This is a genomic window from Jiangella alkaliphila (assembly GCF_900105925.1).
GTDB lineage: Bacteria > Actinomycetota > Actinomycetes > Jiangellales > Jiangellaceae > Jiangella > Jiangella alkaliphila.
This window is the reverse complement of record NZ_LT629791.1, coordinates 1,322,600-1,344,689: the sequence shown is the minus strand read 5'-3', so window position 1 is coordinate 1,344,689 and position 22,090 is coordinate 1,322,600. Positions and strand designations below refer to the sequence as shown.

Below are 22,090 nucleotides of genomic sequence, written 5' to 3'. Positions count from 1 at the left end.
TCGGCACGATAGCCCGCTCCCGCGGAGGGCCTCGGATGTGTACGCTCGGCAGCCGTGACGTCCTTCCTCATCCGCCTGATCGTCAACGGTTTCGCCCTCTGGGTGGCGACCCGCATCGTCGACGGCGTGACCATCAGCTCTGACAGCACGTCAAGCGAGATCCTGACCTTGCTTGTCGTGGCGTTGATCTTCGGCGTGGTCAACGCCCTCATCAAACCAGTGGTCCAGTTGTTGTCACTGCCGCTCCTGGTGCTGACACTCGGCTTGTTCACGCTGATCGTCAACGCCCTGATGTTCTGGCTGACCTCGTGGATCGCCGACGCGCTCGACGTGCCCTTCCACGTCGAAGGGTTCTTCTGGGAAGCCGTGCTCGGTGCGCTGGTGGTCTCGTTCGTCAGCTGGATCCTGAATCTGTTGTTGCCGAACTGACGAACGGTCACAACCGGTCGACCATCCGTCGTCGCGGCGTGGACCTTAGCGCCGATTTGATATGACCCTTCTTCCGCTGGGCCGATGTTTGACGTACCTTTGGCCTAGCATCCTCTTGCACGACGGATAGGTGCCGGTTCCGCCGGCGCCACGGGGGTTCGTTGTGCCCTGAACTCAGTGTGGGCATGGTGAACAAATGACGATCGGCTACGGCCCCGTCGGTTCGGTTCTGACCGAGCAACCTCCTTCGGGCCATCAGCGCGCCCGGCACCCGGAACGCGGCACGTCTCCGTCGCGTCCGGTGCCTCTCGCGGTCACGACTCCGCCGGGCTATCCCGAACCCGACAGCAACCGGCACGCGCTGGTGGGTTCGATGGTCTACGAGGTGGTCTACGACGATCCGAACGGCAATCCCATGCTCGCCTTCGCCGACGGCCAGTGGTTCGACGTCACGTCCTTCGCTCCGCGTCCGGTGTCGGTCCGGCACGCGCTGCGCCGCGACCCCGCGTGGTCCGGCGCGGTGGTGCAGACCATTTGCCTGTGGATGCGCAGCAACCCCAACCACGAGCGGTCCTTCGATCTGGCCACCGAGCTCGCGTTGGCCGTCGGGGAGCTCGCGCGCCAGCGCCGCTGAGGCGCGCGAGCCGTGACCGACCCGAGCACTCCATACCGCGTCTGCGTCGTCTGCGCCGGGAACATCTGCCGGTCGCCCATCGCCGAGTTCGTGCTGCGCCGCCGCCTCGACGAGGCCGGCCTCGGTGACCTCGTCACCGTCGACTCCGCCGGCACCGGCGGCTGGCACGCCGGCCAGCAGGCCGACCCGCGCGCCCTCACCGCGCTGCACGACCACGGCTACGACGGCAGCGGCCACCGGGCCCGGCAGTTCCGCCGCGAGTGGTTCGACGACGTCGACCTCGTGCTGGCGCTGGACCGCGAGAACTACGCCGACCTCAGCACGCTGGCCCCCGACGACGACGCCCGCGCCAAGGTGCAGCTGCTGCGCAGCTACGACACCGAGGCCGAGACCGGCGACGACACCGACGTGCCCGACCCCTACTACGGCGACGACACCGACGTGCCCGACCCCTACTACGGCGACGCCGCCTCGTTCGAGCGGGTGCTGCTGATGATCGAGCGGGCCGCCGACGGCTTCGTGGCGGCAGCACGCGACGAGATCGAGCTGGACGTGCCGGGCGGTGAGCCCAGTCGACAGTGAGCATCTGCACACGCTGTTGGGCACCGCCGTCGAATCGCTCACCCCGGTCGGCGGCGGTTCCATCTGCGAGGCCCGGCGGGCCTGGCTGAGCGACGGCCGCTCCGTCTTCGTCAAGTCCCGGGCCGGAGCGCCGGCCGGGTTCTTCCAGGCCGAGGCGCTCGGCCTGCGCCGGCTGGCAGCGGCCAGGGGCGGCGTCCCCGTCCCGCAGGTGCTCGCGCACGACGAGCAGTGCCTGGTCCTCGAGTGGGTCACGACCGGCGTCCCGTCGGCGGCGGCCGCCGAGCGGTTCGGCCGCGCCCTCGCCGCCACGCACCGCCACGGTGCCGACGTGTTCGGCTCGGCCGACGGCCCCGGCTGGATCGGCAGCCTCGACCTCCCGCAGGGGCCGTGGAAGACCTGGCCGGAGCTCTGGGCGTACGGACGGCTGGAGCCGTATCTGCGCGCCGCCCGCAAGGCCGGCGCCGTCGACAAGCGCACCGTCGCCGAGGTCGAGAAGGTGATCGCCGAGCTGCCCCGGCTGGCCGGGCCGGACGAACCGCCCGCGCTGATCCACGGCGATCTCTGGGCCGGCAACGTGCTGTGGACCGAGACCGGCGCGTTCCTCGTCGACCCGGCGGCGCACGGCGGGCACCGCGAGACCGACCTCGCCATGCTCACGCTGTTCGGGCTGCCGCACCTCGACCGCGTCCTCGCCGCCTACGACGACGCGTGGCCGCTGGCGCCGGGCTGGCGCGAGCGGCTGCCGCTGCACCAGCTGCACCCGGTGCTCGTGCACGCCATGCTGTTCGGCGGCTCGTACGGCGCCCAGGCCGGCCAGCTCGCCCGCCAGGCACTTCGCCACCCCTGAGCGCCGGGCCGACCCGGTTCGCCCTAGGGTGTCCTCCTCCTGAAGTCGGACACGCACGTTCGGCAGCCTGAATGAGCTGGCAGGGGCCTGGGAACCGATAGGTTCGCTGCGACCGACCGACCATCGGGAGAAGCATGATCACGGCCCAACAGCTCCACAAACGTTACGGCGCCAAGACCGCCGTCGACCACCTGACCTTCGAGGTGCGTCCCGGCATGGTGACGGGCTTCCTCGGACCCAACGGCGCGGGCAAGTCCACCACGATGCGGCTGATGCTCGACCTGGACAACGGCGGCGGCGAGACGCTGTTCGACGGGCGCAAGTTCGGCACCATCCGCCATCCGATGCGCGAGATCGGCGCGGTGCTGGAGGCCAAGGCGTTCCACCCCACCCGCACCGCGCGCAACCACCTGCGCATGCTGGCCGCCGGCAGCGGCATCCCGGGCTCGCGCGCCGACGAGGTGCTCGACTTCGTCGGCCTGTCCGACGTGAAGAACAAGAAGCCGAAGAGCTTCTCCCTCGGCATGGCGCAGCGCCTCGGCCTGGCCCAGGCGCTGCTCGGCGACCCCAAGACACTGATCCTCGACGAGCCCGCCAACGGCCTCGACCCGCACGGCATCCACTGGCTGCGCGACGTGCTGCGCTCGCTGGCCCGCGAGGGCCGCACCATCTTCGTCTCCAGCCACCTGCTGTCGGAGATGTCGCTGATGGCCGACCAGCTGGTCGTCATCGGCCGCGGCCAGATGATCTACAACGGTGACGTCGACGGCTTCGTCCAGCAGTTCACCCAGTCCAGCGTGCTGGTGCGCAGCCCGCAGGCCGCCCAGCTGGCCGAGGCGCTGCGCCGGGTCGACGGCGTCACCGTCGTCGAGCCGGCCGAGCACCCGGGCGCGCTGCAGGTGTCGGGCATCGAGACCGCGGCGGTCGGCGAGATCGCCTTCCAGAGCAACGTCATGCTGCACGAGCTGGCCACGCAGACCGCGTCGCTGGAGGCCGCGTTCATGAGCGCCACCGGCGACTCCGAGGAGTACGTCGCCCAGGAGCTGCTCGGCGGACATCCCGGTGGGGCGGCGCCGGCGGCGCCGGCGGCCCCGGCCGATCCGGCCGGTCCGGCGGCGGGACCGCCCGCCGCGCCACCCGTTCCGCCGTCCCAGCCCGGCGACACCACCCCGGAGGTGCCGCATGAGCAGCGCCCTGCGCTACGAGTGGGTGCGGCTGCGCACCCTGCGCTCCACCTACTGGCTGATCGGCCTGGCCATTCTGCTCTCGGCGGGCGTGGCGTTCATCGCCGCGTTCGCCACCCGCAATGACTCGGATGCGATGGACCCCGACGTCGTCGGGACGGTGCTCTTCGGGGGCGGCAGCCTCACGCCCTTCCCGTTCATCGCGATCTTCATGGCCATCGTCGGCATCTTCGCCACCGGCCACGAGTACCGGCACAGCACCATCCAGCCGACGCTGACCGCCATTCCGCAGCGGTCGACCGTGCTCGGCGCCAAGGTCATCATGGTCGCCGCCGTGTCCGCCATCGTCACCGTCGTCTCGGTGGTCGTCAACGGCGCGGTCGGCCTGATCTACTGGGGGGAGCTTCCCGACCTCTCCGCACCGCTCGACGAGGCGATCGCCGGCTACGTGGTGTTCGTCGTCATCTACGCCCTCAGCGGACTGGCCCTCGCGCAGCTGTTCCGCGGCGTGCCGTCCGCCCTGGTGTTCGTCCTCGTGTTCCCCCTGGTGATCGAGTCGCTCGTCGCCGGCCTGTCGATGCTGTCCGCACTCGACTGGCTGGAGCCTGCGCTGAAGTTCCTGCCCTACGCGGCCGGCAGCCGGCTGTTCGCGACCGAGCCCTACGACCCGCAGGGCGGCCCGGACTTCGACTTCCTGGACCGCTGGGCGTCCGGTGGCGTGTTCGCCGCGTTCGTGGCGATCGTCTTGGCCGTCGCCTGGTACCTGTTCAAGAAGCGCGACGCCTGACCTACCCGGAGGTCGTGAAGTCGGCGGTGACCGTCGCCGACACCTCGATCCGCTCCGGGCGCATGGAGATCACCTGGCCGCCGCCGGCACTGTCGGCGGCGGCCATCCGCCCGTACTGGACCACGCGGCCCTCGAAGCCGGGCTGGGTGTGCGGCCGCAGGCCGGGCTCGTACAGGGCGGCGATGGTGACGCCGGACAGGCCGAGCGCGTCTGCATAGACGGCCGCGCGGTCCTGCGCGTCGCGCACGGCCTCGGCCCGCACCTCGCGCTCGACCTCGCGGCGGCGTTGCTCGGTGAGCTCCCACTCGACGCCGTCGACGACCACGCCGTCGGCGGCACCCACCTCGGAGACCCAGGTGGACAGCACGCCGAAGTCGGCGAACCGCACGGCGACGCCGGCGGCCGCGACCTGGAAGGTCTCGCTGACGTCGGAGTCGCGCCGGTAGCGCTGGACGGTCGACACGTACAGCTGATCGGCCGACCAGCGGGTGGCCGCGCCCGCGGTGACGTGCCGCTGCGCGTCGGCGGACAGCCGCGCGTGCAGGTCGGCCACCACAGGGACGACGTCGGCGGACCGGCGCGCCTCGCGCACGGCCCGCACGTGGACGGTCCCGCGTTCGGCGGGCAGGAAGCGGTGCGCGCTGCCGGCGACGGTGATGGTGACCATCGGCTCAGACCGTGACCTCTCCGTGGCCGGTGCGGAACCGGACCGAGCGCACGCCCGGGCCGCCGTTCGGCGGCAGCCACCGCACGTCGACGTCGTCGAGCGGGTGGTCCTCGGGTTCGCCCAGCCAGGCGGTGACGAAGTGCGGGTCGCCGGCGATGTCGAGGCTGAGCAGCTCGACGTCGTGGCCGCCCTTGGACGGGTGTTCGGCGGGGTCGGACTCCCAGTGCACGAAGAACGGCAGCTGCGGGTCGTTCATCAGGCCCATGACGCCGATCTGCCGCCACACGAGGTCGAAGCCGTCGGGCCGCAGCCGGTGGCCGCCGACGGCGGGCCGGCCCAGCCGCTCCTCGACCGGCGCGAGGTCGTCGACGGCGACCACCCAGCCGAGCCAGCCGCCGCCGGCCTCGGACCGGGCCTTGACCGCCTGGCCGAACGGCACCTTGTCGGCCGCGGGGTGGTCGAGCGCCGCCACCACCTCGAGATAGTGGCCACCGGCCAGCGGCAGCACGCGGTTGCGGGTGCCGAACCGCGGGTGGATGCCGCCGTCGACAAGCTCCACCCCCAGCTCGCCGGCCAGCCGCTCCGCGGTGCTGTCGAGTCCGTCCGGTCCGGCCGCGTACGAGAGGTGATCGAGGCGCATTCGAGCATCGTGGCAGCCTCCGCACCGGTTTGGCGAGCCGAGCCCGATGGACCCGGCCGATGGTGCGTTACGGTTGCAGATCGGTAGACATGATCAAGCACCACCTGTGGGGATCGATCCACCACCCCTGGAGGCGACTGCGCGTGAGCATCGAGATCACCAGGACCGCCCGCAGCTACGCCGCATACCTGGACGGACTCCGGGTCGGCGAACTCATCTACGCCCGCCGCGACAACGAGATCGTGGCCCTGCACACCGTGGTCGAGGAGGCCGCCGAGGGCAAGGGGGTCGGCGGCGCACTCGCCCGGGCCCTCCTCGACGACGTCCGTGAAGGCGGCCTCAAGGTCGTCGCGCAGTGCCCGTTCGTGGCCGGCTTCCTCGACCGGCACCCCGAGTACGCCGACCTGCGGGCCGGCTGACCTACTGCCCTAGCGCCGCCCGCAGCCGCCGGGCGGCGCCCTCCGGGTCGTCCGCGGCGGTGATGGCCCGGACGACGACCACCCGGCGGGCGCCCGCGTCGACCACCTCGGCGACGGTTCGCTCGTCGATACCGCCGATCGCGAACCACGGGGTGACGGGCGCGGTAGCCGCGACCGCCCTGACGGTGTCGACGCCGACCGCCGGCCGGCCCTGCTTGGTGGGCGTCGGCCAGACCGGGCCGACGCAGAAGTAGTCGACGTCGGGGTCCGCCTCGGCCACGGCGGCCTGCTCGACGGAGTGCGTCGACCGGCCCAGCAGCACGTGCGGGCCGAGCAGCCGCCGGCTCGCCGCGACCGGCAGGTCCTCCTGGCCGGTGTGCAGGATCGCCGCGCCGGACAGCTCCGCGACGTCGGCGCGGTCGTTGACGGCGACCAGCGCGCCGTACTGCGCCGCGACGCCGGCCACCAGCGGCTGCAGTTCCAGCTCGGTGCGCGTGTCCAGGGTCTTGTCGCGCAGCTGGACGATGTCGACGCCGCCGGACAGCGCCGCGTGCAGGAACCGCTCCAGGTCGCCGCGGTCGCGCCGGGCGTCGGTGCACAGGTAGAGCCGGGCGTCGGCCAGCCGGCGTCTCGCGTCGGAGGTCACAGCCGGAGTCTGCCACGGCCCCGTCGGAGACGAGGGGTACGGTGGAAGGGCACGGGAGCCCTGGCGGCAGGGCTGAGAGGGCCAGCGGGCCGACCGTCTACACCTGAACTGGGTCATGCCAGCGGAGGGAGCGATCAGCGTGGGCGTCGACGTGGCGGTGGTCGGCTGCGGCATCATCGGCGCTTCGGTCGCCTGGCGGCTGTCGCAACTGGGCTTGGCGGTCGAGGTGTTCGATCCCGCGCCGGGCGACGGCGCCACCTACGCGGCCGCCGGCATGCTGGCCGACGTCACCGAGGCCGAGTTCGGCGAGAACCACCTGACCGCGTTGAACGTCGCGTCGGCGCGGGCCTGGCCGGACTTCGCGGCCGAACTGTCTGACGCGGCGGGCGGCGTGGACCTCGCGTTCCGCCGCACCGGCACGCTGACCGTCGCGTACGACTCCGGCGACCGGCAGCAGCTGCGCCGGCTGCTGGAGCTGCGCCATGGGCTGGGGCTGCCGATCGAGGAGATCACCGTCGACGACGCGCGCGGGCTGGAGCCGCTGCTCGGCCCTCGGCTGGCCGGGGCGACCTGGACGCCGGACGAGCACCAGGCCGACCCGCGCCGGGTGCATGCGGCGCTGCTGTCCGTCCTGGCGGACCGAGGTGTGGCGGTCGTCCGCCGGCGAGTCGCCGAGCTGAGCCTGACCCCGTCGGGCGGGGTGGACGGGGTGGTCGACGACCACGGCGACCGGCACCGCGCCGGGTCGGTGGTGCTGGCGGCCGGCTGGGCCAGCCGCGAGCTGGCCCGTGCGCTGCCCGGCCTCGCCGGCGTGCCGACCCGGCCGGTCAAGGGGCAGGTGCTGCGGCTGGACGCGTCCGGGCAGCCGGCGTTCGGGCTGAGCCGGGTGGTCCGCGGCTTCGTGCAGGCCCGGCCGGTCTACCTGGTGCCGCGGCCCGGCGGCGAGGTCGTCGTCGGCGCCACCAGCGAGGAGCAGCCCGACGACCGGCGGGTCACCGCGGGCGCGACGTTCGCGATCCTGCGCGACGCGCGGGCACTCGTCCCCGGCATCGACGAGCTGCCACTGACCGAGCTGACCGCGCGGGCCCGGCCCGGCAGCCCGGACAACCTGCCCATGATCGGCGAATCAGGCATACCCGGACTGCTGCTGGCGACCGGTCACCATCGCAACGGCATCCTGCTCGCGCCGCTCACCGCTTCGGCGCTCGCGGCTCGGTACGGTGCGGGAACGGTGCCGGAGTGGGCCGCGGCCGCTGACCCGCGCCGGTTCGCCGCGACTGTCACGGGAGGACCCACATGACCACAGTGGTCACGATCAACGGCGACGTCGTCGCGTTCGACTCGGGCGCGACGCTGGGCGACGTCGTCCTGCGGAGCATGACCAAGCCCGACGGCACGTACAGCGACAGCGGCATCGCCGTCGCCGTCAACCAGATCGTCGTGCCGCGCGCCGAATGGGCCGGCACGACGCTGCAGTCCGACGACAAGATCGAGATCATCACCGCCGTCCAAGGAGGCTGACGTGTCCACCGACCCTCTCGTCATCGCCGGCGTGCCGTTGTCGTCACGGCTGATCATGGGCACCGGCGGCGCGCCCAGCCTGCTCGGGCTGGAGGCGGCGCTGCTGGAGTCGGGCACGGAGCTGACGACGGTCGCGCTGCGGCGGGTGCAGGCCGGCGGCGAGGGGTCGGTCTGGGAGCTGCTGCAGCGCAACGGCATCCGAGCCCTGCCGAACACCGCCGGCTGCTTCTCCGCGGTGGAGGCGGTGATGACGGCGAAGCTGGGCCGCGAGGCGTGCGAGACCGACTGGGTGAAGCTGGAGGTCATCGCCGACGACGTCACGCTGCTGCCCGACCCGGTCGAGCTGGTGTCGGCGGCCCGGCAGCTGGTCGACGACGGCTTCACCGTCCTGCCCTACACCAACGACGACCCGATCCTGGCCCGCAAGCTGGCCGACGCCGGCTGCGCGGCGGTGATGCCGCTGGGCGCGCCGATCGGAACCGGACTCGGCATCCTCAACCCGCGCAACATCGCCGCGATCGTCGCCGACGCGTCGGTGCCGGTGATCCTCGACGCCGGCATCGGCACGGCGTCCGACGCGGCCCAGGCGATGGAGCTCGGCTGCGACGGCGTCCTGCTCGCCACCGCGGTCACCCGCGCCGCCGACCCCGTCCGCATGGCTCGCGCGATGCGGCTGGCGGTCGAGGCCGGGCGCGACGCGTACCGGGCCGGCCGCATTCCGCGTCGCGAGGACGCGCTGGCGTCGTCGCCGGTAGACGGCCGGGTCAACCTGGATCTGGCGATGTGACCGTCCTGGGAGTGGGATACCGGCTGTCGCCGGATGATCGTTCCTGGCACGATTCGTCCACATGGGTCTGATCGACGTCCTCCTGCTCGACCTCGACGGCGTGGTGCGTCACTACGATGCGGCGGCGACGGAGGCGATCGAGAAGGGTGCCGGCCTGCCGCCGGGGAAACTGCACGAGACGGTGTTCGAGCCGCGGCTGCTCCAGTCTGTCGTCACCGGCGCCATCACCCGCGCCCAGTGGGTCGACCGCGTCGCCGCGATCGTCGGCCCCGTGGCGGCCACCGCCTGGGCGACGCAGCGTCCGTCCGTCGATCGCGAGGTGCTCGGCCTCGTGCGCCGGCTGCGGACAGAGGGCCTGCGGGTCTGCCTGCTCACCAACGGCACCGACCGCGTCGGCGCCGAACTGGCCGAGCTGCGCATCGCCGGCGACTTCGACCAGGTGTTCAACTCCGCGGAGATCGGCGTGGCCAAGCCGGACCTGCGGGTGTTCATGCACGTGCTGCGCGTCCTCGGCGTCGACCGGTCGTCGGTGCTGTTCCTCGACGACTCGGCGGCGAACGTGCGCGGCGCGTCGGCGGTGGGCATGCGAGCGCACCTGTTCACGTCGGCGAGCGACCTCACCGACGCGTGCAAGACCTATCGGCTGATCTGAGCGCCATTGCCCCCGGGGTCCGCTACGGTCTGAACCACGAGGTGAGGCCGATGACCGACGCTGATTCGGTGGTACCGCTGGACCGCGTCGAGCCGCCGCTGCGGGCCGGTGAGAAGGACGCGCTGGTGCTGCGCCTGGACTTCCTGCGCGAGACCGTGGTCAACAAGGTGGCCGGGCTGAGCACGGCGCAGGCCACCACGGCGCCCGTCCCGCCGAGCATCCTCACCCCGGCCGGCATCGTCCGCCACCTCATGGGCATCGAGCGGGGGTGGTTCGCGCTGGACTTCGCCGTTCTTCCGGAGGTCGCCGACTCACCCGGCGAGCAGGACGACAGCGGCTTCGACCTCGCGCCCGGCGAGACACTGGCGGCCCTCGTCCGCAGCTATCTGGCCGAGTGCGCCCGCTCCAACGAGGTCATCGCCACCCACTCCCTCGACGACATCGCCCGCGGCGACGGCCAGGAGTTCGACCTGCGCTACGCCGTCATCCACCTCATCGAGGAGACCGGACGCCACTGCGGCCACCTCGACCTCCTCCGCGAAGCCATCGACGGCGCCGTCGGCGAGTGAGCGCCGGGCTCAGTCGACGAGCTTGAGGCGGATGCGGCGGAAGCCGCGGCCCTTGTTCTCGACCTTCGCCACCTCGATGCGGCCGATCTGCTTCGTCGACGCGACGTGGGTGCCGCCGTCGGCCTGGAGGTCCAGCCCGACGACGTCGACGAGGCGGATGTCCTCGAGGTCGGGCGGGAGCAGGTCGGTCGCCGTCTTGACGATGGGGCCGAGGGCGTAGGCCTGAGCGCGCGGCAGCACGCGGACCTGGATGGCGCGGTCGGCGGCGACCTCGGCGTTGAGCTTCTCGGTGAGGCTTTCCTTGAACCCGGCCGGCACCTCGGCGAGGTCGAAGTCGAGGCGGGCCTGGCCCGGCTCCATGTTGCCGCCGGTCACCGGCACGCCGAAGTCGCGGGCCATGACGCCGCGTAGCACGTGCAGCCCGGAGTGGGTGCGCATGAGCAGGCTGCGCCGGTCGTCGTCGACGGCGCCGCGGACCTGGGTGCCGACCGGCGGGAGCGGGTCGTCCGGGTCGGGCACCAGCCAGAGGTCGTCGCGCGGGCGGACGCCGACGATGCGGGTCTGGACGCCGCCCCAGAGCAGCACCCCCTGGTCCGGCGGCTGGCCGCCGCCGCCCGGGTAGAAGGCGGACCGGTCGAGGACCAGGCCGTCCTCCGGGTCGCTGGCGAGGACCGTGGAATCCCAGGTCCGCAGCGATTGGTCGTCGAGCTCGAGCCGGTGAGTACGGCCGTGGTGGTCGTGTCGCACCTACGCGAACGTACTCCCGGCCCGGACGTCAGGGAAGGCTGATCGCGACGTACTTGGTCTCCAGGTACTCCTCGATCCCCTCGACCCCACCCTCGCGGCCGAACCCGCTGGCCTTGACGCCGCCGAAGGGGGCGGCGGGGTTGGAGACGATGCCGGCGTTGAGGCCGACCATGCCGGCCTCCAGGCCTTCGCTGACCCGCAGCGCCCGCTGCAGGTCGCGGGTGAACACGTAGGCGACCAGGCCGTACTCGGTGGCGTTGGCGCCGGCGACCGCCTCGTCGTCGGTGCGGAACGTAGTAACAGGCGCGACCGGGCCGAAGATCTCCTCGGTCAGCAGCCGGGCGTCGTCGGTGACGCCGGCGAGGACGGTGGGCTGGTAGAAGTAGCCGGCGTCACCGGTGCGGCCGCCGCCGGTGACCACCTTCGCGCCGCGGCCGACGGCGTCGGCGACCAGCTCCTCGACGGTGCCGCGCTGCTTCTCGCTGACCAGCGGGCCGACGTCGACGTCGTCGTCGGTGCCGCGGCCGACGCGCAGGGCGGCCATGCGCCCGGCCAGCCGGTCGGTGAACTCGGCGGCGACGGACTCGTGGACGTGGAAGCGGTTGGCCGCGGTGCACGCCTCGCCGACGTTGCGCATCTTGGCCAGCATGGCGCCGTCGACCGCGGCGTCGAGGTCGGCGTCGTCGAACACCAGGAACGGCGCGTTGCCGCCCAGCTCCATCGAGACGCGGAGCACCTGCTGCGCGGACTGCTCGATCAGCCTGCGGCCGACCGCGGTGGAGCCGGTGAAGGAGAGCTTGCGCAGCCGCGGGTCGCGGATGATCGGCTCGGACACCTGGCCGCTCGACGTGGTCGGGATGACGTTGAGGACGCCGTCGGGCAGGCCGGCCTCGGTCAGGATGCGGGCCAGCGCCAGCATCGACAGCGGCGTCTCGTGCGCCGGCTTGACCACCATGGTGCAGCCGGCCGCGATGGCCGGCGCGATCTTGCGGGTGCCCATCGCCATCGGGAAGTTCCACGGCGTGATGAAGAACGATGGCCCGACCGGCTGCTTCATGGTGAGCAGCCGGCTGCCGCCCGCGGGCGCGACGGAGTAGCCGCCGCTGACGCGCACGGCCTCCTCGGAGAACCAGCGCAGGAACTCCGCGGCGTAGGCGACCTCGGCCTTGGACTCCTTGACCGCCTTGCCCATCTCCAAGGTCATCAGCAGCGCGAGATCGTCGGCCTGGGCGGTGACGGCCTCGAACGCGCGGCGCAGCAGCTCGCCGCGCTCCCGCGGCGGAGTCGCCGCCCACGACGCCTGCGCCTCGGCGGCGGCCGCCAGCGCCGCCAGGCCGTCCTCGACGGTGGCGTCGGCGACGGTGGTGACGACCTCGCCGGTGGACGGGTCCTCGACGTCGAACCGCCGGCCCGACGAGGCGGCCCGCCACTGCCCGCCGATCAGCAGGTCGACCGGCGCCTCGGACACCACGGCACGCTCTCTGTCCGCACTCATGCGTCCATTCCTATCGCGGCAGCCGTGCCATGTCTGCACGCCGCCCGGGTGTGCGCGCCGTCCTCGCTGGTCAGGTTGGCGGCACCCGCGCTTTGCAATGAGCACCTATACGCACCGGTGCGTATAGGTGCTCATTGCAAAGCGGTCGGAGCGCACACCGCTGACCTGGTTCAGCGCCCGGGTATGGACACCGCTGGCCCGGGGACGTCGAGGCGCAGGCCGTCGACGTCGAGTTCGGCGCTCAGCGTGTAGGTGCCGCCGGGCAGACCGGACAGCACGTGCAGGTAGCGCACCCCGGCCCAGCGCAGGTCACGCCGGGCCACCTCGGCACCGGTGGCGTCGCGGACGACGAGGACGGCGGCGTCGGCGGGCGCACCGGTGGCGGACGGTCCGGTGAGGTCCAGCGTGACCGGGCGCACCCGCCCGGTCCCGGTGACGGCCCACTCCGGCTCCCACCGCTCGACGGCGACGGGCTCGGCCGCGGCCGACTCGCCGGCGGCGTTGGCGGCGACGGCGGTCAGCTCGTTCGGGCCGACGTCGACGGGCACGTCGGCCCGCCAGCTGCCGTCGGCCGCCGTCCGAGCCGTCGCGACCGCCTCACCGCCGGCCGAGACCGTCACTGTGGACGGCCAGTCCGCGGTGCCGCTCGCCTCGACGGTGCCGGTCACGGTCACCGCGGGCGCCTCGAGGGCCGGGACGCCGGGCGCGGTCAGCGTGGCGTCGCGGGCCCAGTCGACGGCGTTCACCAGCAGCCGCTCGCCGTCCTCCGTCCAGCCGCGGCCGGGCCCGACGGCGCCCGTGACGGCGCTCGCGGACAGCACGACCTCGACGCTGCCGGCGGTGCGCCAGTCGTACCCGGCGGCGATGCCGGCGACCGGCGCCGAGAGCGACGCCAGCGGCCGCCCCGCGTACGACGACAGCGCGCTGTAGTAGCCGCCGTCGGTGATCAGCGTCGCCGGGTCGGACAGGCCGGCGAACAGCTCGTGCGCCGGGTCGAAGCCGGTCACCGTCACCGGCCCGTCGCCGTAGCCCTGCGCGCCTACCACGACCCGGTCCGTGTACGCCGCCAGCAGCCGGACGCCGCCCTGGTCGACGCCCCAGGTGCCGGTGAAGACGAGGCTGGTCTCGGCCGCGTCGGCCGCGGTCAGCACGCCCTCGAAGGTCGCGCGGTCGGGATCGCCGCCGTTGACCACGACCACTTCGTAGGCGTCCAGGCTCCCGGCCGCGACGGTCCAGTCCAGCGGCGCCGCCGCCACGCCCTCGTCGCGCAGGAACGCCGTCACCGCGCCGCCGGCGTCGCCGAGCACGCCGACGTCCAGCGGTTCCAGCGTGACGTCCAGCGTGGCGGTCGCGTCGGCGGCGACGGTCACCGACGCGGTCGCCGGCAGGTGGCCGTCCGCGGTCACCGTCACCGCGTAGGTCCCCTCCAGCAGGCCGTCGGCGGCATAGGCGCCGGCCTCGTCGGTCGTCGCGGTCCAGCCATCCGGCCCGGTCCCGGTGACGATGGCGCCCGCCACCGGGTCACCGCCGGCGGAGGTGACGGTGCCGGCCACGCTCCCCCGCGGCAGCGGCGTCAGGGCGACGTCGAGCGTGACCGTCCCCGACGCCGGGACCTCGACGGTGTGCGTCGCGGGCGCGTGCCCGAACGCCTCCACGCGGATCGTGTGCGTCCCGGACGCCAGGCCGAGCACGTACGAACCGTCCGGCTCGGTGGTCGTGGACACCGCGGCCTCGACGGCCGTGACCGTCGCCCCGCCGACCGGCAACCCACCCGCCGTCACCACACCGGAGAGCTGCGCCTGCCGTGCCTCGGTCGCCCAGGCGACGGCGTTGAGGTAGATGTCCGCGGCGGCGTCGGTCCAGCGGTCGCCGGGCCGGCCGTAGGAGCTGGCCGCGAGCCCGGCGAGCAGGATCTCGACGCTGGCCGGCGACGTGAACCGGTAGCCGATGCCGTCTCCGAGACCCGTCCCGTCCGCCCCGGACCGCAGCGACGCCACCGTCGTGCCGCTGTACCCGGAGTACGTGAGGTACTGCTGGTTGCCGCCGGGGTTGACCAGCAGCGGGATCGGCTCGCCTGCGGGATACCCGGCGAAGATCGGGTGGGCGGACGGCACGACCTCGACCGTCTCCGGCACGAAGTCGTACTCGACGTCGGCCGGGTCGCCGCGCAGGTCCGACAGCGCGCCGACGGCGTACCCGCCCCACTGCCCGGCATAGACGACGGAGACACCCGCCGCCTCGGCGGCCGCGACGACCTGCCCGAACGCCGCCCGCTCCGAGGTCAGGATCGTGCCGTTGAAGACGACGAGCCGGAAGTCGCCGACCCGCGCAGCGAGGCCCGCCAGCTGCGGCCCGGTGACCTGCTCGACGGCGTACCCCTCGCCCTGCAGCAGCCCGGTGATCGACGACGACAGGTCCTTCACGACGGCCACCGGCAGCGACGCCCGCAGCCGGACGTCCGCGTCCACCGTCGCGCCGGCCGGCACCGTGATCGGCCGCTCCGAGGCTTGGAAGCCGGCCGCCGTCACCCTCAGCGTCCACGCGTCCGCCGGCACACGCGGCACGCTGAACGTCCCGTCGGCGGCGGTCGTCGCCGACAGCGGGGTGCCGAGCAGCTCGACCCGCGCGCCGCCGACCGCGGCGCCGTCGGGCCCGGTGACGGTGCCGGCGACGGTGCCCATCGGCCGGGTGGCCAGCTGAATCGGCCGGGTCAGCACCTGACCGGCCGTGACGGTGACGGGCAGCTCGGCGGTGACGTGCCCGAAGCTCTCCGCCCGCAAGGTCCACGTGCCCGGCGCCAGCGCGACGACGAAGCTGCCGTCGCCGGCCCGTGCCGGAACCGTCTCGCCGGTCTCGGCGACCGTGACGGTGCCGGTCAGCGCGGCGCCAGTGGCGTCGGTGAGCGCGCCGCGCACCTCGGCGCCGAGCCGCTCGGCGTCCAGCGTGTAGCCGAGGGCGTTGCGCAGCAGCCGCTCGGCCTCCGGCGCCCACGCCAGCCCGGGCGCGTCGCCGTAGGCGGGGTAGCCGTACGTGCTCACCGACAGCGTCCCGAGCAGCACGTCGACCGCCCGCGCCCCGCGGTGCCGAACCCCGGCCAGCCCGCCGCCGGACCCGTCCGCGCCATGGACCGTCGCGATCGTCGTGCCGCTGAAGTCGTCGAACCAGGAGTACTCGGCGTCGTCATCGACCAGCGGGAACGTCGCCGGCAGCCCGGCCAGCAGCGGGTGCTCCGGCACCGCGGCGGACGCCGTGACGGCGCCGTCGTCGCGGCCCTCGCCGGCCACGCCCGGGTCGCCGTCGTGGTCGGACAGGTAGCGGAACGAGCCGCGGCCGAACTGGTCCAGCCAGATCGCCGGCACGCTGGCGCGGGTGAGCGCGTCGTCGAACGCGGCCCAGCCGGCGGCGCCGGGGTCGAACCCGGAGGCGGAGCCGAAGTTGCCGACCACGAGGTCGAGGTCGCCGACGGCGGCGGTGTCGGCCCAGGTCAGGGTGCGCGGCTCGTAGCCCCAGTACTCCAGGTACCCGGCCAGCCGGCCCTGGTAGTCGTCCAGGACGCCGACCGACGGCGACGACCGCAGCTCGGCGTCGCCGCCGGCCTGGCCGCCGATGGTGACCGTCACCGCGACGCGCGTGCGCACGTGCCCGCCGGCGACCACCTCAAGCTCGTAGTCACCGGGCTCCACCAGCGCCAGCGTGTACGTGCCGTCCGCGGCGGTCGTGGCCGTCAGCGGCGTGCCGAGCAGCGACACGGTCGCACCGGCGAGCGGCGGGCCGAGTGCGGACGGCCCGCTGATGTCGGCCTCGCCGGTGATCCGGCCGCGGATCGTCCCGGTGTCGGCCGGGGTCAGCTCGACGTCGAGGGCGGTGACGCCGTTACGCGTGACGGTGACGTCGTGCTCGGCGGTCTTGTAGCCGAACGCGCTGATCCGCAGCGTGTACTCGCCGGCGTCCAGCGGGACGACGTACGCGCCGTCGGCGTCCGCCGGCACGGAGCGCCCGGTCTCGGCCACCTCGATCGTGGCCGGGACGGGGACGCCGTCGGCGCCGGTGACGGTGCCCTCGACGCTGCCCAGCCCGGGCGCGGCGGCCCAGCGGACCGCGTTGAGGTAGAGCGCGCGGCCGTCGTCGGTCCAGTCCTCGGCCGGGTGCTGCAGCAGCGTCGCGGCCAGGCCGGACAGCAGCAGGTGGACGCTGCCGGGGGTGCGCGCGGTGTAGGCGGCGCCGACGCCGCGGTCGCCGCCCTCCTCGGTGGTCGTGTGCCCCAGCGGGACACCGGAGTAGCCGACGATCCCGGTGCTGAACCGGTCCGCGAGCAGGATCTCCGGCTGCGCCGGCAGCCCGGCGAACAGCGGGTGGTCCGGCCGCGTCGGCGCGAGCGAGACGATGCCCTCGCCGCTGACCGGCGTGGTGCCGGCCGGGTCGCCCAGGTACTTGCGCAGCAGCCGGGCGCCGCCGTCGGAGCTGAACCGGTCGTCCGGGAAGATGCCGCTGACCTGTGCGGCGTCCATCGCGTCGAGGAAGCCGAGGAACGCCGCCTCGCCCGGGTCGGGCGGGTCGTTGAACACGACGACGTCGAACTCGCCGACCCGCGCGACGTCGGTGAACGCGATCGGCTCGGCGGCGATCTCCGCGGCCGTGAGCAGCGCGACGATGCCATCACTGGCGTAGTCGCCGATGACGCCGACCCGCGGCGCCGGTGCCAGTTCGACGTCGGCGACGCTCTCCTGACCTGCGGTGACGGTCACCGCCGCGGTCGCGGAGAAGTGCCCCGCGGCCGACACCCGCAGCTCGTACGTCCCGCCCGGCACGTCGGCCAGCGCGTATGTCCCGGCGGCGTCGGTGGTGGCGGTCAACTCGGTGCCCGTGAGCGTGACCCGCGCGCCCGCGACCGGGCTGCCGTCGCGGCCGCTGGTGACGGTGCCGCGGATCGCGCCGAGGCCCGAGTCGGCCAGGGTCGCGTCGAGGGTGAGCGTGCCGCCGGCGGCGACGGTGACCGGCCGTTCGACCGGCGTGCTGCCGGCCCGGGCGAACCGGACCGTGTGGTCGCCGGGTTCGAGCAGCAGCCGGTAGCCGCCGTCGGCGCCGGTGGTGGCGGTCTGCCCGGCGGCGGTGACGGTGACGCCCGCGAGCGGCGCGCCGGACTCGTCGGTGACGGTGCCGGCGACCGCGCCGAACTCGGCGTCGGCGGCGTAGCGGACCGCGTTGCCGAGGACGGTGAACGCGGCCGGCCGCCAGTCGTCGTCGGGAACGCCCCAGTTGGCGGCCGCGGCCAGCGAGCCGAGCAGCACGTGCGCGCTGCCGACGCCGCGCGGGGCGTAGCCGATGCCGCCGCCGGCCGCGCCGGTCTCGTCGGTGTGCAGCTCCGCGACGGTGACGCCCGAGTAGCCGGTGAACGCCGACCAGGCGGAGCCGGCGTTCAGGAGCTCCGTGCGCTCGCCGAGCGGCAGCCCGGCGGTCAGCGGGTGCTCCGCCGTCGGCAGCAGCGAGATGCGGCCGGCGCCGCCGAGGTCGCCGGGCGCGGCCTGCGGGTCGCCGGTGTAGTCGACGAGGTGGTTGATCGCGCCCCAGCCCAGCGACCACTGGTCCAGCCAGACGACGCTGGTCCCGGCCGTGTCGGTGGCGGCGAGGAACGCGTCGAACGCCTCCTGGCCGGGCTCGGTGCCGTCGGCGCCGTTGGCCACGACCACCCCGAAGTCGTCCGGCCGCGCGGTGACGTCGGCGTAGTCGGTGGCCTGCGCGGCGTAGCCGAGGTCCTCGAGGACGGCGAGGATGCGGCCGCGGTCGTCGCCGACGACGGCGACCTCGTACTCGGTGAGCGTGAGGTCCGCGGTCACGGTCTGACCGGCGGTGACGGTGAGCCGCTGGTGCAGCGGCGCGTAACCGGTCCGCTCGGCCGTGACGGTGTACGTGCCGGCCGCGACCCCGTCGAACCCGAAGGCGCCGTCGTCGCCGGTCGTCACCGGGTCGAGCGACGTGCCGGCGAGGGTGACGGTCACGCCGGCCAGCGGGGCGCCCGCGGCGTCGCGGACGGTGCCCGCGACGGCCCCGGTCTCGACGGCGGTCAGCTCGGCGTCGATCGTGACGGTGGCGCCGGCGGCCAGCCCGACGGGCGCGGTGTGCGTGCTGAGGCCGTAGTGCACGACGGTGACGGTGTAGCTGCCGGGCGGCTCGGTGAGTTCGAACGCGCCGGTCTCCGGGTCGGCCGTGACCTCGGCGCCGGTCTCCTCGATGCGCACCGTGGCGGCGACCGGTCCGTCCGGCCCGGTGACGGTGCCACCGATGGTGCCGGTCGGGTGGAACGCGAACACGTTGCCGCGGACGTCCGCGCTGACCAGCAGTCCGTCGGCGTAGGCGGGCGAGGTCGTCACGTTGCCGCCGGCCGCGGCCTCCCAGGCCAGCGCGCCGGTCGACGCGTCGAGCGCCCAGATCCGGTTGTCCAGCTGCGAGCCGCCGACCACGAAGCCGTCGTCGGTGACCATGACGGACGCACTGACGGCGCCGGACACCGCGTACTGCCAGACCGGCTCGCCGGTCTCGCGGTCGTACGCGACGACCAGCCCGAGGCCGTGCGACCCGGCGATGACGAGGTCGCCGTACACGGCCGGTGTGCTGCCCTGGCCGTCGCCGTGGGTCGCGGCCTCCCAGCGCAGCGTCCCGGTGGCGGCGTCGACGGCGAGCAGGCTGCCGCCGCCGCCGCCGTCCGTCGTCGGGATGAACACGGTGCCGTCGACGATGCTCGCGCCGCCGATGAAGTAGTCGTCTTCACGGGTCAGCGTCCAGCGGGTCGCGCCGGTGGTGGCGTCGAGCGCGATCAGCTCGCCGTCGTCGGCGTTCCCGACGATCGCCAGGCCCTCGCCGACGGCCGGGCCGGCGAACACCGACGTGCCCACGTCGGTGGCCCAGAGCTGCTCCCCGGTCGCCGCGTCCAGCGCGAACACGGTGTCCTCGCGGTCCTGCGTCGGCCCGGTCGCCGCGTAGACGACGCCGTCGACGACGCTCGGCGCGGTGTAGACGGTGGCCCGGCCCGGCGTCGGCACGGACCAGCGCTGGGCGCCGGTGGCCGCGTCGAGCGCGACCAGTCCGCCGTCCAATCCGCCGCCGGTGACGACCAGGTCGCCGGCCACCGCCGGGGTGCCGCGCAGCGCGTCGCCGGTCTGGAACGACCACAGCCGCTCGCCGGTCCCGGCGTCGTACGCGGCCAGCCGGCCGGCGTCTGAGCCGAGGAAGACCCGGCCGCCGGCAATCACCGGCGAGGCGAACGTGACCGCGCTGTCCGCGTCCGCCGTCCAGCTCGGCTGCAGCGTGCCGGCGGCCAGCGCGTCGCCGGACATCCCGCTGCGGGTGGCGTTGTTCTGGTACTGCGTCCAGCCCGGGTCGGTCGGCTGGTCCAGTGCGTCGAGCGCGATGCCGAGGTCCACGTCGCCGTCGAGCGTCAGCTCCTGGGTGTGCGGCTGGTGGCCGGCCGCGCTGACCCGGACGGTGTACGTGCCGGCCGCGACGCCGCCGAACCCGAAGCCGCCGTCGTCGCCGGTGGTCGCGGGGTCCAGCGGGGTACCCTCGAGCGTCACCCGGGCGTGCGCGACCGGGCCGTCCGGTCCGGTGACGGTGCCGCTGACGTCGTGGGTGGCGGCGTCGTCGAGGGCGAGGTCGAGCGTCGTCGTCTCGCCGATCGCGACGCTGACCTGGCCGGTCGCCGTCACGTAGCCGTAAGCCGCGGCCGTCACGTCGTGGTCGCCGGCAGCGGTGGGCAGCGCGTACGTGCCGTCGGCGGCGGACGTGGTCGTGTCGTCGCCGGCGGTGATCGTGACTCCGCCGACCGGGTCGCCGTCCTCGTCGGTGACCGTCCCGGCGACGGTTCCCGAGTAGGCCGCACGGGTGACGGCGGCGAACGCGTCGACGATGCCGGCGCCGTAGGTGTCGTTCGGCAGCTCGCCCATGTGCGGCTCGGTGCGCGCGGTGTCCTCGAGCAGGCCGCGGATGTCGTCGATGGTGAGGTCCGGGTTCGCCGACAGCATCAGCGCGACGACGCCGGTGGCGTGCGGCGCGGCCATCGAGGTGCCGGAGATCGTGTGGTAGCCGTCCTCGCCGTCCGGGAGATCACGCGGCCAGGTCGAGCGGATGTCGGCGCCCGGCGCGCTGACCTGCGGCTTCCGGTACCGCTCGCCGTCCCAGATCGCCGGCCCGCGGCTGGAGAAGCTGGCCACCAGGTCGTTGACATCGGTCGCGCCGATGCCGATCGCGTGCGGGAAGCTGCCCGGCGAGCCGACCGTGCCCGGCGCCGGGCCGTTGTTGCCGTTGGCGAAGATCGGCACGATGCCGGCCGCCTCCCACGCGGCGACGTCGTCCCAGAACGTCGTCGCGCCGCCGGCGTCGGAGCCCCACGAGTTGTTCACGACGTCGGGCGCGGCGGCCGGGTCGCCGCCGGGCGCGAGCATCCACTGGAAGCCGTCGTGGATGATCGACTCGGTGGTGCTGCCGGAGTCGCGGAAGATCTTCGCGGCGATCCAGGTGGCGCCGGGCGCGACGCCGGTCAGCTCGCCGGGCGCGTTGCCGACGATGCTGCCGGTGACGTGCGTGCCGTGCCCGCTGCCGTCGCCGGGTGCCGGATAGTTCTCCCCGGTCGGGACGTACCAGCTGGTCGCCGGGTCGCCGGTGGTGCCGCGCCACGACGCGTTGAGCGCCGGGTGGCCGCCGTCGGCGCCGCCGTCCATGATGCCGACGACGACGCCCTCGCCGCGCACGCCGTACTCGCCCCACACGTCCGGCGCGTGGATCTTCTCCAGGCTCCAGCTCGGCAGCAGCGGCTCGCCGGGCGCGGGCTCGATCGGCTCCTCGAGCGTGATCTCCTCGTCCAGGCCGACGCTCTGCACGTCCGGGTGCGCGGCCAGCACGTCGAGCGTTGCCGCGTCGACGGTGGCGGCGACCCCGTTGAAGATCCAGTACGGGGTGACCGCGGTGGCGTCGCGCTCCGCCAGCAGGTCGAGGACAGCCGGCTGGCCGGCGTCGGCCGTCTCCCGCAGTTCGGTGACGACGGTCTCGGTGCGGGCGACCCTGGCCTGCTCCGCCACGGCGTGCTCGGTCCCCCGTGCGGTCGCGGCGACGGCGTCCGCCGCGGCGTCGGCCTGGGCCGCGACGGCATCGAGGTCGGGCTGGTCGCGCAGCCGGATGATCACCGGGACGGTGCCACCGTCCGCCACTGCGGTGCGGACGGCGTCCTCGACGCCGGTCGGTGCTGTGCTCGCGATGTCCGGTGTCGCGCCGGTCGCGGCCCCGAAGCCGGACGGGTCGATCGGCAGCCCCGCGGTCAGGTCGGCGGGGACGCCGTCACTCGCGGCCGCGACCTTCGGGACCGCCGCCCGCACCGGGAGCGGGCCTGACGCCGTCGCCGTCGGCGGCACCATCCCGACGACAAGCAGCGGCGCCAGGAGCACGGCGAGAGTGCGCGGGACCAGCGTCGGCACACCCATGGTGACCGCCCTTCACC

The 22,090-nt window shown here is 74.0% G+C and carries 18 protein-coding genes and 1 riboswitch; of the genes, 12 read left to right on the top strand and 6 right to left on the bottom strand.

Features of this window, described 5'->3' with window-relative positions; genetic code table 11:
- Window positions 1–54 precede the first annotated feature (54 nt).
- The 6 genes from BLV05_RS06305 to BLV05_RS37545 all read left to right on the top strand — a co-directional run bounded on the left by BLV05_RS06305 (window position 55) and on the right by BLV05_RS37545 (window position 4,463).
- A complete protein-coding gene (locus BLV05_RS06305) occupies window positions 55–429 on the top strand; it encodes a phage holin family protein (RefSeq protein ID WP_046766904.1) in 375 nt (124 codons plus the stop codon).
- A 196-nt stretch (window positions 430–625) separates the two neighbouring features.
- On the top strand, window positions 626–1,063 hold the full coding sequence (locus tag BLV05_RS06300; RefSeq protein WP_046766905.1) for a hypothetical protein: 438 nt from the start codon (window positions 626–628) through the stop codon (window positions 1,061–1,063).
- 12 nt (window positions 1,064–1,075) lie between these two features.
- Window positions 1,076–1,645, top strand: a complete 570-nt coding sequence (locus BLV05_RS06295; protein WP_046766906.1) for a low molecular weight protein-tyrosine-phosphatase — start codon at window positions 1,076–1,078, stop codon at window positions 1,643–1,645.
- Window positions 1,626–2,492, top strand: coding sequence for a fructosamine kinase family protein (locus BLV05_RS06290; protein WP_046766907.1), 867 nt, complete (start codon window positions 1,626–1,628; stop codon window positions 2,490–2,492). The genes BLV05_RS06295 and BLV05_RS06290 overlap by 20 nt, the downstream gene beginning before the upstream one ends.
- Window positions 2,493–2,626: 134 nt before the next feature.
- Window positions 2,627–3,802 carry an ATP-binding cassette domain-containing protein gene (locus tag BLV05_RS06285; RefSeq protein WP_083421284.1) on the top strand — a complete coding sequence of 392 codons (1,176 nt, stop codon included), beginning with the start codon at window positions 2,627–2,629 and terminating at the stop codon, window positions 3,800–3,802.
- Complete coding sequence (locus tag BLV05_RS37545; protein WP_083421283.1) at window positions 3,702–4,463, top strand: ABC transporter permease subunit; 762 nt, start codon at window positions 3,702–3,704, stop codon at window positions 4,461–4,463. The genes BLV05_RS06285 and BLV05_RS37545 overlap by 101 nt, the downstream gene beginning before the upstream one ends.
- A 1-nt stretch (window position 4,464) precedes the next feature.
- On the opposite strand, the gene BLV05_RS06275 is transcribed toward BLV05_RS37545, so the two are convergent.
- Window positions 4,465–5,130 (bottom strand): SIMPL domain-containing protein, encoded by a 666-nt coding sequence (locus BLV05_RS06275; RefSeq protein ID WP_052762122.1) that lies wholly within the window; start codon window positions 5,128–5,130, stop codon window positions 4,465–4,467.
- 4 nt (window positions 5,131–5,134) lie between these two features.
- Entirely contained in the window at window positions 5,135–5,770 is a 636-nt protein-coding gene (locus tag BLV05_RS06270; RefSeq protein WP_046766910.1) for a VOC family protein, read from the bottom strand.
- A 143-nt stretch (window positions 5,771–5,913) separates the two neighbouring features.
- Between BLV05_RS06270 and BLV05_RS06265 the strand changes: the two genes are divergently transcribed.
- On the top strand, window positions 5,914–6,189 hold the full coding sequence (locus BLV05_RS06265) for a GNAT family N-acetyltransferase (protein WP_197683553.1): 276 nt from the start codon (window positions 5,914–5,916) through the stop codon (window positions 6,187–6,189).
- Window position 6,190: 1 nt separating this feature from the next.
- On the opposite strand, the gene thiE is transcribed toward BLV05_RS06265, so the two are convergent.
- Window positions 6,191–6,835, bottom strand: coding sequence for a thiamine phosphate synthase (gene thiE, locus BLV05_RS06260; protein WP_046766911.1), 645 nt, complete (start codon window positions 6,833–6,835; stop codon window positions 6,191–6,193).
- A 41-nt stretch (window positions 6,836–6,876) separates the two neighbouring features.
- Window positions 6,877–6,982: riboswitch (TPP riboswitch) on the top strand.
- Between thiE and thiO the strand changes: the two genes are divergently transcribed.
- From thiO to BLV05_RS06235, 5 genes are all read left to right on the top strand, one after another.
- The gene (thiO, locus tag BLV05_RS06255; protein ID WP_197683552.1) at window positions 6,975–8,135 is read left to right on the top strand and encodes a glycine oxidase ThiO; all 1,161 of its coding nucleotides are present in this window, start codon (window positions 6,975–6,977) and stop codon (window positions 8,133–8,135) included. Its footprint overlaps the riboswitch before it by 8 nt.
- A complete protein-coding gene (gene thiS / locus BLV05_RS06250) occupies window positions 8,132–8,356 on the top strand; it encodes a sulfur carrier protein ThiS (protein ID WP_046766913.1) in 225 nt (74 codons plus the stop codon). Before thiO ends, thiS begins: the two co-directional genes overlap by 4 nt.
- 1 nt (window position 8,357) lies before the next feature.
- Complete coding sequence (locus BLV05_RS06245) at window positions 8,358–9,143, top strand: thiazole synthase (protein ID WP_046766914.1); 786 nt, start codon at window positions 8,358–8,360, stop codon at window positions 9,141–9,143.
- Window positions 9,144–9,204: 61 nt separating this feature from the next.
- Window positions 9,205–9,795, top strand: coding sequence for an HAD-IA family hydrolase (locus BLV05_RS06240; protein ID WP_046766915.1), 591 nt, complete (start codon window positions 9,205–9,207; stop codon window positions 9,793–9,795).
- A 50-nt stretch (window positions 9,796–9,845) separates the two neighbouring features.
- Window positions 9,846–10,364 (top strand): DinB family protein, encoded by a 519-nt coding sequence (locus BLV05_RS06235; protein ID WP_052762123.1) that lies wholly within the window; start codon window positions 9,846–9,848, stop codon window positions 10,362–10,364.
- 9 nt (window positions 10,365–10,373) lie between these two features.
- Here BLV05_RS06235 and BLV05_RS06230 read toward each other — a convergent pair whose 3' ends face one another.
- From BLV05_RS06230 to BLV05_RS06220, 3 genes are all read right to left on the bottom strand, one after another.
- On the bottom strand, window positions 10,374–11,111 hold the full coding sequence (locus BLV05_RS06230) for an alanyl-tRNA editing protein (protein ID WP_046766916.1): 738 nt from the start codon (window positions 11,109–11,111) through the stop codon (window positions 10,374–10,376).
- Window positions 11,112–11,139: 28 nt separating this feature from the next.
- Entirely contained in the window at window positions 11,140–12,606 is a 1,467-nt protein-coding gene (locus tag BLV05_RS06225; RefSeq protein WP_046766917.1) for an NAD-dependent succinate-semialdehyde dehydrogenase, read from the bottom strand.
- A 170-nt stretch (window positions 12,607–12,776) separates the two neighbouring features.
- Window positions 12,777–22,073, bottom strand: a complete 9,297-nt coding sequence (locus BLV05_RS06220; RefSeq protein WP_046766918.1) for a carboxypeptidase regulatory-like domain-containing protein — start codon at window positions 22,071–22,073, stop codon at window positions 12,777–12,779.
- Window positions 22,074–22,090: the final 17 nt, after the last annotated feature.

Excerpts from the sequence above, each read along its gene's own strand:
- BLV05_RS06300 (WP_046766905.1), top strand. The coding sequence starts at position 626 with ATGACGATCGGCTACGGCCCCGTCGGTTCGGTTCTGACCGAGCAACCT.
- BLV05_RS06220 (WP_046766918.1), bottom strand. The coding sequence starts at position 22,073 with ATGGGTGTGCCGACGCTGGTCCCGCGCACTCTCGCCGTGCTCCTGGCG.
- BLV05_RS06285 (WP_083421284.1), top strand. The coding sequence starts at position 2,627 with ATGATCACGGCCCAACAGCTCCACAAACGTTACGGCGCCAAGACCGCC.
- BLV05_RS06275 (WP_052762122.1), bottom strand. The coding sequence starts at position 5,130 with ATGGTCACCATCACCGTCGCCGGCAGCGCGCACCGCTTCCTGCCCGCC.
- BLV05_RS06270 (WP_046766910.1), bottom strand. The coding sequence starts at position 5,770 with ATGCGCCTCGATCACCTCTCGTACGCGGCCGGACCGGACGGACTCGAC.
- BLV05_RS06240 (WP_046766915.1), top strand. The coding sequence starts at position 9,205 with ATGGGTCTGATCGACGTCCTCCTGCTCGACCTCGACGGCGTGGTGCGT.
- BLV05_RS06225 (WP_046766917.1), bottom strand. The coding sequence starts at position 12,606 with ATGAGTGCGGACAGAGAGCGTGCCGTGGTGTCCGAGGCGCCGGTCGAC.
- thiS (WP_046766913.1), top strand. The coding sequence starts at position 8,132 with ATGACCACAGTGGTCACGATCAACGGCGACGTCGTCGCGTTCGACTCG.
- BLV05_RS06235 (WP_052762123.1), top strand. The coding sequence starts at position 9,846 with ATGACCGACGCTGATTCGGTGGTACCGCTGGACCGCGTCGAGCCGCCG.